This window comes from Streptomyces sp. NBC_00637 (assembly GCF_045161545.1).
Lineage (GTDB): Bacteria > Actinomycetota > Actinomycetes > Streptomycetales > Streptomycetaceae > Streptomyces.
In genome coordinates this window covers 2592949-2604559 of sequence record NZ_CP109046.1, presented here as the reverse complement: position 1 = coordinate 2604559, position 11611 = coordinate 2592949, and the positions used below count along the sequence as shown (strand labels likewise).

Sequence of the window (11611 nt, the reverse complement as noted above, 5' to 3'; positions counted from 1 at the left end):
CGGCCGCCGACACCGGTGCCGAGGAGCCGGCGGGCGGGGAGCGTTCGCCGTCGAGCTCCGTGTCCGCGTCGGTGGGTTCGGCGAGCGGCGCCGCGTCGCCGAGTCCCTCTCCGAGCCGCTCGGCGACCGTGTCGGCCACGCCGTCGCCGTCGAAGACCTCGGCCTCGCGGGAGACGAAGGACTCGTCGACGCGGGTGGGCAGCGGCTCCGGTACGTCGGGCGGCTCCGGTACGTCGGGCGGTTCGGGTTCGGGTACGAGCGGCAGCGGGTCGGGCGGGTCGGGTTCGGTCGCGCAGAATCCCAACCGGGGATCCAATCCTCCGCCCGCGCCGGCCCGTCCGTCTCCCACGCCGGAGTGGAGTTCGGAGGAATGGCAGCCGGGGGACCCGGTCGAGACCAAGCCTCTCGTCACACCGGAACAGGGCTGACATAGGCTGTTCCGCCCGGTGATCGACGTACAGAGAGGCCGACGGCGCGTGTCTGACAGACCGTCCGACGAGGACAGCTCCGGTTCATCCATATCCGACGCGGAGTGGGCGAAGTTCGTCCAGGACAGCGCACGCGAGATACCCGCCTCCGCGCCGAAGGAGCCGTCCGCGCGTGCTCGTATGGTCGCCGAGCGGCTGCGGCAGGAGGAGGCACGCGGAGCGACGCCGCAGGGGTGGCGGACCGTCGCGGATCTCCAGCGGACGCATGAGCGGGCGTCCCGCGGGAAGCGGCGGCTGTGGGTCTTCCTCGGGCTGCCGGTCGTGATCGCTCTGGCGGCTGTGGCCATGCGGCCGTCGCTGCTGCCCGGGGACCCGTTCGGCACCGGCGGGCCCGGGGCCGCCGTCTCCGCGTCGCCGCTGCCGGCGGAGACCGCCGCGCCGACCGCCGCGCCCGGTGCGGCGGACGCGGCGACCCCCACGATCGAGCACCCGTTCGCGGGCTCCCCGGCGTTGCGGTGGGCCGACGGCGCGGCCGGCATCGTCCTGCCGAAGGCGACCCGCGTCGGATCGCTGTCCAAGGCGCAGGTGGAGCAGGCGCTCCAGCAGACGGGCAAGCTGCTGATCGACGCGAACCTCGACCCGGCCACCCTGCGCGGCGGACGTCCCGAGACCGCGCTCTCCGTGATCGAGCCCCGGCAGAAGGAACTTCTGGACCGGCTGGACACCTCGCTGAGCAAGCCGGACGAGAAGCACGACCCGCTGCTGATGTTCAGCCGTTTCGACCCGGCCGAACTGCGCCTGGTCGGCGACGTGGTGAAGACGCGGGGACGGACGACGTTCGAGGCGGGCGAGAGCGGCGTCGTCGTCGTGCACGCCGACTACACCTTCGTCTATCCGGTGATGCGGGTGGAGAAGGACGCCCCGACCGAGGTGGTGCGCACCATCGTGCGCCGGGTCCTCGACGTCGAGCTCCACGATCCCGACAAGTACGTCGTCAGCCCCGGGAAGATCACCGTGAAGCGGTTCGACCAGGAGATCGGCAACTCCGCCTGTGACGTCTACGACGGGTATATGCACCCCCGGTTCGAGACGGCCCATTCGCCCACGCCCACGGGCGCGCCCGCGACCGGTCCGACGAAGGACCCCTACGACCGCAGTCGCGACATCGCCGGTGACACCGACGAGGGCTGCGGCGTGGTGTCCCGTACCTGACCTGTCGGCGCGTGGTGCCCGGGAGGCCGGCCGGCTACGATTCCTCGCCGCCGCACAGCCCCCGCAGCACCACGCCGCACCGGCGTGCGTAGGCCTGTTGCAGGCCGCGGGTCGCCGGGCCGCCGGCCCTCGCGTACCACTTCGCGCCGCGGCTGAACGCGGAGACGGTCAGCCATACCGTGCCGTCCCCCGTGCGGTCGACGACGAAGGACTCCTCGCCGCACTCGGGGTGGCCGGGAAGGGTGCCGTACGCCCAGCCGGCCCGCCGGTGTTCGTCCACCGTCCAGACCACGCGGCAGGGGGCTTTTATGAGGCCGGCCAGGGTGACGGTGACGTCGACGTCGGGGGCCGCCCGGTCCGCGGTGGTGTCCATGCCCACGCCCAGTGCGCGGTGCATCTCCCAGGTCAGGACCGCTTCCGCGGCGCGGCGGAAGACCTCGTGGCCCTCCCCGAGGCGGGTGCGGACGTGCAGGGAGTGGAAGCCCGCAGGGCAGTGGCCGGGCCGGTCGCGGGTCGCGCCGACGTCGTCGTACGTGAAGTCCTTCGAAGACATGGGAGCCAAGAGTAAGGCGGTACCCGGGGATGCCTTCGTCCCGGGTACCGCCTCACGTCAACCGCTCTTGGATCAGGCGACGTTGACGGCCGTCCAGGCCGCGGCCACCGCCTTGTACTCGGTGCTGGTCGAGCCGTACAGCGCCGACGCCGCGCTCAGGGTCGCCGTGCGGGCGCCCGCGTAGGTGGTCGTCGAGGTCATGTACGTCGTCAGCGCCTTGTACCAGATCTGGACGGCCTTGGCGCGTCCGATGCCGGTCAGGGTGGAGCTGTTGTACGTCGGGGAGTTGTAGGCCACCCCGTTGATGGTCCGGCTGCCGCTGCCCTCGCTCAGCAGGAAGAAGAAGTGGTTCGCCGGGCCGGACGAGTAGTGCACGTCCAGGTTCTTCAGCGAGGACGACCAGTAGTTGGCCGAGCCGCCGTCCTTGCTGGGCTGGTCCATGTAGCGCAGTGGCGTGCCGTTGCCGTTGATGTTGATCTTCTCGCCGATGAGGTAGTCGCCGACGTCCGAGGAGTTCGCCGCGTAGAACTCGACGGCGGTGCCGAAGATGTCGGAGGTCGCCTCGTTGAGCCCGCCGGACTCGCCCGAGTAGTTCAGGCCCGCCGTGTTCGAGGTGACGCCGTGGGACATCTCGTGGCCGGCCACGTCCAGCGAGGTCAGCGGGTGGGTGTTGCTCGACCCGTCGCCGTACGTCATGCAGAAGCAGCTGTCGTCCCAGAACGCGTTGACGTACGCGTTGCCGTAGTGGACGCGGGAGTACGCGGCCACGCCGTTGTTCTTGATGCCGCTGCGGCCGAAGGTGTTCTTGTAGAAGTCCCAGGTGACCTGGGCCCCGTACGCGGCGTCGACGGCGGCCGTCTGGTCCGTGGTCGAGCTGGAGGCGGCGCCCGTGCCCCACGTGTCGTCCGCGTCGGTGAACAGCGTGCCCGCGGAGGAGGTCGTGGTGTGCGACTTGTTGTACGTCTTGTGGCTGCCGCGCGTGCTGTCCGTCAGGCTGTACGTCGAGCCCGAGAGGGTGGTGCCGAGGGTCACGGTGCCCGAGTAGAGGCTCTTGCCGGTGCCGGTCTCGATGCCCTGGTACTCGTACAGCTTCTTGCCGGTGGCCGCGTCGGTGATGACGTGCAGCTCGTTCGGGGTGCCGTCGTCCTGGAGCCCGCCGACGACCGTCTCGTAGGCGAGGACCGGCTTGCTGCCGTTGCCGGCCCAGATCACCTTGCGGGGCGCGTCGCTGGCCTCGGTGCTGGCGGAGCCGGCGTCCTTGGCGAGGGTCAGCGCCTGCTTCTCGGCCTTGGCGGCGGTGACGACCGGGGTGAGCGAGGCCACCTTGATGGTGGTGTTCGTCGCCTTGGTGACACCCTTGTTCGCGCCCGCGGCCGACTCGTGGACGACCAGGTCGCCGCCGAGGACCGGCAGACCCGCGTAGGTCCGCTCGTAACGTGTGTGGACCGTGCCGTCCGCGTCCTTCACGACGTCGCGCACGACCAGCTTCTCCTGGACGCCCAGGCCTATCTCCTGTGCGGTGGCGGGCGCGTCGGCCTGCTTGTCCTGGATCAGGGCGGTGCGGGCGGCCGGAGCCAGCGCGGTGGGCACGGCGAGGGGTGTCGCGCCGACGGCGTCGGCCGGCGCCTGGGCGGCGGCGGTACCGGCGGTCAGGCCGGTGGTGACCAGGGCTCCGGCCGCCACGGCGGTGGCGATGGCCAGAGAGGTGCGCTTGTGACGCGCGTAGAGGGAGGTCACACAAGCTCCTTGGGTGTGGGGGTGCCCGGGCAGCGTGGGGTGGCTGTCCGTGACTGCTGTGAAGTTGTGCGGCGGGTGACAGGAAGACTGGCATCAAGGCGCGTACATGTCAGGACCCCGAAGTGATGTTGGCTGAAAACCAACGGCCGAGAGAACATTGCCGCTTTGTAAACGGATTCGACCTGGGTCAAAGGCCAACAGTGCGTTGGTAAGGCACCGGCAAAAAGCGGACGCCGTCCCGGAGGGGTCGAACCTCCGGGACGGCGTCCTGTGCGTGGGCCCTCGTTCGGCTGTGCACGGCCCCTGCGGGGCCCGTGGCCTACGGGAAGGTCAGCTTCCAGCTGTTGATGTAGCCGGTGTCCTGGGCCGCGTTGTCCTGGACCCGCAACTTCCATACCCCGTTGGCGACCTCGGAGGAAGCGTTCACGGTGTACGTGGTGTTGATGTTGTCCGTGCTGCCGCCGGTGCCGTACGCCTTCAGCGTGTAGGCCGTGCCGTCGGGGGCGAGCAACTGCACCTGGAGGTCACCGATGTAGGTGTGGACGATGTTGACCGCCACCGCGAGGTTCGAGGGCGCGTTGCCGGTCCGGCCGGAGACGGTGACCGAGGAGGTGACCGCGGCCCCGTTGTCCGGAATCGATACGTCGGCGGTGTTCTCGAACGAGGTGCCGCCACCGCCGCCACCGCCGGAGCGGGCGCCGACCGCGACGCCGGCCCACGCGTCCTGCACGGCCTTGTACTCGGTGGAGGTCGTGCCGTACAGCTCACCGGCCGCCGCCAGCGTGCCGGTGCGGGCCGCCGCGTAGTTGGTGGTCGTGGTGAACTTCGTGGTCAGCGCGCGGAACCAGATCTTCTCCGCCTTGTCCCGGCCGATGCCGGTGACCGGAAGTCCGTCCGCGGTCGGCGAGTTGTAGCTGACGCCGTTGATGACCTTGGTGCCGCTGCCCTCGCTCAGCAGGTAGAAGAAGTGGTTCGCCGGGCCGGACGAGTAGTGGACGTCGACCGAGCCGATGCCCGAGTACCAGCTGTCCTTCGACGCGCCGTCCTTGCTCGGCTTGTCCATGTACCGCAGCGGCGAGCCGTCGCCGTTGATGTCGATCTCCTCGCCGATGAGGTAGTCACCGACGTCGGAGGCGTTCTGCGCGTAGAACTCGACCGAGGTGCCGAAGATGTCCGAGGTCGCCTCGTTGAGGCCGCCGGACTCACCGCTGTAGTTGAGACCCGCGGTGTTGGAGGTGACGCCGTGCGTCATCTCGTGCCCGGCCACGTCGATTGCCGTCAGCGGGTGGGTGTTGCCCGAGCCGTCGCCGTACGTCATGCAGAAGCAGCTGTCGTCCCAGAACGCGTTGACGTAGTTGTTGCCGTAGTGCACGCGCGAGTACGCGCCGACGCCGTTGCCCTTGATGCCGCTGCGGCCGTGCACGTTCTTGTAGTAGTCCCAGGTCAGGGCCGCGCCGTAGTGGGCGTCCGCGCCCGCGGTCTCCAGGTTCGACGCGGCGCCGTTGCCCCAGACGTCGTCGGCGCCCGAGAAGAGCGTGCCGGTGCCGGAGGAGCCGTGGTTGAGGTTGTACGTCTTGTGGTTGCCCCGCGCGGCGTCGGTCAGGTTGTACGTCGACCCCGACTGCGTGGTGCCCAGGGTCACCTGGCCGCTGTACATCGTGTTGCCGGTGCCGGTCTCGATGCCCTGGTACTCGTAGAGCTTCGCGCCGGTGGTGGCGTCGGTGATGACGTGCAGCTCGTTCGGGGTGCCGTCCTCCTGGAGGCCGCCGACGACCGTCTCGTACGCCAGGACCGGGGTGCCGTTCGCCGCCCAGATCACCTTGCGCGGGGCACGGTTCGTGTCCGCCCGCTCGGCGCCGGCGGCCGTGGCGAGGCCCAGCGCCTGCTTCTCCGCCTTGGCCGCGCTGACGGTGGGCGAGAGCGAGGCCACCTTGATGACGGCCCGGGAGGCCTTGGTGACGCCCTCGGTGGCGCCGGACTTCGCGGTCTCGACGACCAGGTCGCCGCCGAGCACCGGCAGCCCGCCGTAGGTGCGCTCGTAGCGGGTGTGCAGGGTGCCGTCGACGTCCTTGAGGACGTCACGGACGACGAGCGCCTCCTGGGCGCCGAGGCCCAACTCCTTGGCGGTGGCCGCCTTGTCGGCGTCCGCGTCGCGTATCAGCGCGGCGCGCTGGGCGGGCGTGAGGCGCACCGACTCGGCGCCCGGGTTGGCCTTGCCGGCCGCCTGCGGTGCCTTCACCGGGGCGGCGGACGCGGCGCCGGACTGCACGGCGGCGGCGATGAGCGCGGAGACGCCGACGAGGGCGACGGCCGCGGCACGGCGGGAGGTGCTGTGGGGGGTGCGTCTGCGAGCGGGGCTGCTGCTCAACACTGACTCCTTCTGCGCGGCCACGGGTCACGCGGCCAGGGGAGACCCGACGGCGGGTGAGCCGTACGGGCACGACAAAGGCGGTACGCAGAACAAAGGCGGAACGTGGAGCGGGCTTATCTGTGGGGTTGCTGTGAACCAGCAGTGGGAAGAGTGGCAGTGGATTGCGCTATCTGTCAGGAGCGCGTCAGGAAGTTGGCCGGAAATGGTTCGTTGTCCGGTATTTCATGTTCGATATGCGGTCGAGTCGCCGGACGGACATGTGGGGGCGCGGGGTGGGCAGGTCGACTCGTCGGCGGGGCCGGTCTCCGGCGTTCACCAGTGGTCCGCGGGACTTGTCGGGTGGTCCGCGGGCAGCGGTCAGGCGAGCCCCAGCTCGTGCCGCCACCGCCAGGCGAGCTTCAGACAGGCGCGGCCGGCGGGCAGGGTCCCCGCGTGCTCCGCGTACCCCAGCACGCTCTCCTCGGTGAACGGGATGCCCCGGTACCCGGCCGCCGCCCGGGTACCGACGACCAGCACCCCCTCGTCGTTGCGCTCGACCATCGACGCGAAGACCTCGTCGAAGGTCGCCGCGTCCCAGACGCAGACCAAGCAGATCTCCGGCTTCCACCCGAGCGGATCGAATCCCAGCCCCAGGAAGCGAACCCGGGCACGCCGCTCCTCCAGCGCACGCTCGAAGCGGGAGAAGGGGGCGTCCCGGGCGTAGTCGATGGTCACCCCGCCGTCGCCGGCGGCGTCCGCGGCGCCGAGGAACTCCTCGGCGTACTCCCGCATGGTGTTGCGCCACAGGTCCAGATCGGAACGCCACACGGGCAGCACATCGGCGTGCGGCTGGAACTCCCCGGCCGGCACCACGTGCGTGGTGTTCATGGCGACGGCCACCTTCCCCGCCTCACGGTGGTGCATGAAGAAGTACGCCGCCCCGTCCTCCACTCGGATCGTGAGGGTGCTGACGCCCGGCAGCGCACACCGCCTGTCCAGCGCGAAGGGGTCGCCCAGCGAGCGGCGGTAGGGGCCGTGCAACGGCCGCGCCGCCCCCTGGACGGCCCGCAGCGCCTCCTCGTAGACCAGGGCCTCCGTCGTGTCGAGGTGGTCGAAGTAGCGGCCGAGCGTGAAGGTCAGGTCGAGGCCCGCCTCGGGCCGGTCCGACGGCGGGGGGACGACCTCCAGCAGTCGGTAGGAGGGTCCGTTGAACCACACGGCGGGTCGGTCCACCGACTCGATCGCGGCGGAGTAGCTCTCCCACCGCCCGGCGCCGGAACGGTACGGCCAGTAACGGTCCAGCTGTCCGGCCCGGCCGTCCAGCCGCTCGTAGGGCCGGACCTCGCGCAGTGACATGCGGACGGCCTCCAGCGGCAGCGGGCGCGGGGGTATCCAGCCGGGTCGGGTCAGCAGCACCAGCTCCTCGTCCGCGCGGTGCTCGCGCTGGCCGTCGGCGCACGCGGTGCTCAACTCCGCGCGGTGGTCCTTCAGATGACTCCGCACCCGGACGAAGAGGGCCAGGCTCTGCTCCTGGCGCGCGGCGCGCTGCGGCGCCACCGCGAGCAGCGCGGCGGCGATCGCCACGAGTAAGCCCGCTATGCCGATGACCGCTTCCATACCCCCGTACCTTCCCTTCCGGTGGTGCCGTTCCTTCCGGCAGGGCTACCCTGCCCGGTCCCGGAGCGGGGCGAACGGTGGACCGAAACGGTCAGGATTCGGTTCGCTCGCCGTGCCATGTGCGCCACAGCGCCGCGTACGCGCCGTCCGCCGTCACCAGCGTCTCGTGCGTGCCGAGTTCGGTGAGGCGGCCGTCCTGCATCACGGCGACGCGGTCCGCGTCGTGCGCGGTGTGCAGACGGTGGGCGATGGCGATGACGGTCCGGCCCCGGAGCACGGCGGCCAGCGCCCGCTCGGTGTGCCGGGCGGTCGCCGGATCGAGCAGGGCCGTCGCCTCGTCCAGGATCAGCGTGTGCGGGTCGGCCAGCACCACGCGGGCCAGGGCGAGCTGCTGGGCCTGTGAGCCGTCCGTACGGACGCCGCTCCCGCCGAGCACGGCGTCGAGAGCGCCCGGCAGCTCCCGGACCCAGTCGGCGGCGCCGACCGCGGCCAGCGCCGCCCACAACCGCGCGTCGCTCGCGGCCGGTTCGGCGATCAGCAGGTTGTGGCGGACCGTACCGAGGAAGACATGGTGCTCCTGGGTGACCAGCACGACCTGCCGGCGCAGCGTCTCGGGCGCCAGCTCCGCCACCGGCACCCCGCCCACCGTCACCGTGCCCGCGCTCGGCGCGTCCACGCCCGCGAGGAGCCTGCTCAGCGTGGTCTTGCCCGCGCCCGACGGGCCCACGACCGCGAGCCGCTCCCCGGGCCGCACCGTCAGATCGACCCCGCGCAGCACCTCGCCGCCGCGCTCGTAGGCGTACCGCACGCCCGTCACGTCGATCCGGTCGTCCGCCGGGGTCGGCGCCCCGCCGTCCGGCTCGGCGCGCGGCACCCCGGCCAGGCCCTCCACCCGGGCGAACGAGGCGCCACTGCTCTGGAGTTGCTCCACCCGCATCAGGATCTGGTCGAGCGGTTCGGTGAACTGCCGCAGATACAGCGCGGCCGCCACCACCGCGCCCAGGCTCATCGCGCCCCGCGCGTGCAGCGCGCCGCCCAGCAGCAGCACGCCCGCGACCGGCAGCGAGTACGACACCTCGATCACCGGGAAGAACACCGTGCGCAGGTGGAGGGTGCGCAAGCGGGTGCGGCGCGAGAGCTCCAGCGCCTCGCGGCTCGCCGCCGTCCGCCGCTCCTGGAGCCGGAACGCCTCGACCGTGCGCGCCCCGGACGCGGTGGCGGCGACGATCTCGGCGACCTCGGAGGTGGCCGCGCCCTCGGCGAGGTAGGCGGCGCGCGCCCGCCGCAGATACCAGCGCAGCGCGAACCAGATCGGGGTCAGTCCCAGCACCCCGACCGCCCCGAGCAGGGGGTCGATGACGAACACGGCGCCGAGCGTGAAGAGCGCCTGGACGGTGCAGACCAGCAGCTCGGGCCCGGCGTCCCGCAGGGTCGTGCCCACGGCCGCGACGTCGGCGGTGCCGCGTGTGGTCAGATCGCCGGTGCCGGCCCGCTCCACCACCGAAGCGGGCAGCGCGAGCGCCCGCCCGACGAACTCCTCCCGCACCCGGGCCAGCGTCCGCTCGCCGAAGCGGTGCCCCGCGTACCGGGCCCAGCGGGCCAGTACCAGCTGCGCGATCGCGCAGGCCAGGAGGGTCGCCGCCAGCCGGTCCACGGCCCCGGTGCCGTGCCCGGCCCGCACCTCGTCGATGATCCGCCCCAGCAGCCACGGCCCGGCCAGTCCGGTCCCGGCCGCGAGCACGTTCAGGGCGAGCGCGCCGGCGAAGGCCCGCCGATCGGCCCGCAGCAGCCGGACGGCGGCGCGGCGCACGTCACCGGGCTCGGCGACCGGCAGGCGTCCCGAGGTCCCGTCGGCCCCCGTCATCGCGCCACCTCCCCGGCTCCCGCGCCGGCATCCGCACCCGTGCCGGTGCCGGTGCCTGTGTCGGTGTCCGGGTCCGCGCCTGTCCCCGGCGTCGGATCCAGGTCGTCCAGGGCGTCCAGGTCGTCGGCGGGGTCTTCGGTGTCGCGGGCCACCAAGGCCCGGTATCCCGGCTCGCGTTCCAGCAGGTCGCGGTGGTGGCCGGTCGCCGCGGCCTTTCCGTCGACCAGGTAGTGGACGGTGTCCGCCTGGGCGAGGAGCAGCGGGGAGGTGGTGGTCACCACCGTGGTCCGGCCGGTCCGTGCCGCGCGCAGCCGCCGGGCGACCGCCGCCTCCGTGTGCGCGTCGAGCGCCGACGTCGGTTCGACGGCCAGCAGCACCTCGGGATCGGCGAGCAACGCCCTCACCAGCCGCACCCGTTGCCGCTGGCCCCCGGACAGGCTGCGGCCCTGCGCGGTCACGGGCGACTCGAGTCCCTCCGGCAAGCCCCGCACGATGTCGTCGGCGGCCGCCGCCCACACCGCCCGTTCGACGTCCGCCGGGGAGGGCGCGCGCCGTCCGCCCACCACCTCGCGCAGACTCCCGGCGAACAGGTCGGCCTCGTCGTCGGCTACCAGGATCCGGTCCCTGACCTGGGCCGGCGGGACGGCGTCCAGCCGTACCCCGCCCCAGGTGGCGTCGGTGGGCCCGTATCTGCCGAGCCGGTCCACGACGGCGGTCATCTCCGCGTGCCGTGCGCCGACCAGCGCGGTCAGCCGGCCCGGCGCCACCCGTACACCCGAGACGGGGTCGTGCAGCACGGACGGCTCGACGGGCGCGTCGGCGGCACCGACGGAGGTGGCGGTGTCGGGGGCCGGTTCCAGCCGCAGCAGCCCTACGACGCGCCGGGCGGCCACCACGCCCCGGCTGAGCTGGTAGCCCATCTCGACGAGGAACGCCACCGGCCCGATCAGGACCGCGACATAGCCGTACACCGACACCAACTCGCCGACCGTCAGGTCCCCCTGGGCGGCGAGCCGGGCCGTCAGCCAGGTCACCACGGCCAGGAACAGCGTCGGCAGGCCCACCCCCAGCGCCTGCATCCAGCTGGTGACCGCGCCGACCCGGTAGCCCTGCGCCCGCAGCCGCTGCGAGTCGCGCCCGAAGGAGTCCGCGAACAGCTCCTTGCCACCGAGCCCGTTGAGCACCCGCAGGCCGCCCGCGAGATCGCCGATCCGCGCGGTGAGCACTCCCTGCCGCTCCCGGTACTCGGTCTCCGTGCCCTGCAACCGCTTCATCAGCGGCCCGACCAGCACCGCGACCACCGGCATCCCCAGCAGCACCACCATCGCCAGCAGCGGCGACACCGACAGCAGCAGCCCGGCGACGAAGACGTAGACGACGAGCGAGCCGATGCCCGGCCCGACCACCGTCAGCGAGCCCGCGATCGTGTGCACGTCGCTCACCCCGATGGTGACGACCTCCCCGGCCCTCACCTGGCGCGGCAGCGCGGCGCCGAGCCGCACCGTGTGCGCGACGACGACCTTGGTGGTGCGGAGGTACGCGTCCATGCGCACCCGGGTCATCGTGCGGTGCCGCATGATGCTCACCCAGGCGTTGAACGCGCCGACCGCGAACAGGGCCGCCGTCCAGCCGGCCAGCGCGGCCGTGTCACCGGGCTCGAGACCGTCGTCCACCGCCTTCGACAGCAGGTACGGCGCCACCGCCATCAGCACCATCCAGACGCTGGCCAGTACCGCCCCGGCCAGCGCCCGCCACGGCTGGCAGCGCACCAGCCACGCCAGGTACGCCCAGCCGCCGCGGCGGTCGGGCGTGCCGGGATCCTCGTACGCGTCGATCATCCGCTCGTCCTT

Annotated in this window: 7 protein-coding genes; 1 reads left to right on the top strand and 6 read right to left on the bottom strand. The window is 72.3% G+C overall.

Features of this window, described 5'->3' with window-relative positions:
- The first annotated feature begins 476 nt into the window (after window positions 1–476).
- Complete coding sequence (locus OG440_RS11035; protein WP_406006669.1) at window positions 477–1640, top strand: hypothetical protein; 1164 nt, start codon at window positions 477–479, stop codon at window positions 1638–1640.
- 34 nt (window positions 1641–1674) lie between these two features.
- Here the strand turns inward: OG440_RS11035 and OG440_RS11030 are convergent, their stop codons facing one another.
- From OG440_RS11030 to OG440_RS11005, 6 genes are all read right to left on the bottom strand, one after another.
- Window positions 1675–2193: a DUF1990 domain-containing protein gene (locus tag OG440_RS11030; protein ID WP_406006668.1), complete on the bottom strand. Its 519-nt coding sequence runs from the start codon at window positions 2191–2193 to the stop codon at window positions 1675–1677.
- A 72-nt stretch (window positions 2194–2265) separates the two neighbouring features.
- Window positions 2266–3930, bottom strand: a complete 1665-nt coding sequence (locus OG440_RS11025) for a M4 family metallopeptidase (RefSeq protein ID WP_406006667.1) — start codon at window positions 3928–3930, stop codon at window positions 2266–2268.
- A gap of 319 nt (window positions 3931–4249) precedes the next feature.
- Window positions 4250–6301, bottom strand: a complete 2052-nt coding sequence (locus OG440_RS11020; protein WP_406006666.1) for a M4 family metallopeptidase — start codon at window positions 6299–6301, stop codon at window positions 4250–4252.
- A gap of 357 nt (window positions 6302–6658) precedes the next feature.
- The gene (locus OG440_RS11015) at window positions 6659–7897 is read right to left on the bottom strand and encodes a hypothetical protein (protein WP_406006665.1); all 1239 of its coding nucleotides are present in this window, start codon (window positions 7895–7897) and stop codon (window positions 6659–6661) included.
- Between the two features lie 91 nt (window positions 7898–7988).
- The gene (locus OG440_RS11010) at window positions 7989–9761 is read right to left on the bottom strand and encodes an ABC transporter ATP-binding protein (RefSeq protein WP_406006664.1); all 1773 of its coding nucleotides are present in this window, start codon (window positions 9759–9761) and stop codon (window positions 7989–7991) included.
- Entirely contained in the window at window positions 9758–11599 is a 1842-nt protein-coding gene (locus tag OG440_RS11005; RefSeq protein ID WP_406006663.1) for an ABC transporter ATP-binding protein, read from the bottom strand. The genes OG440_RS11010 and OG440_RS11005 overlap by 4 nt, the downstream gene beginning before the upstream one ends.
- Between the last annotated feature and the right edge of the window lie 12 nt (window positions 11600–11611).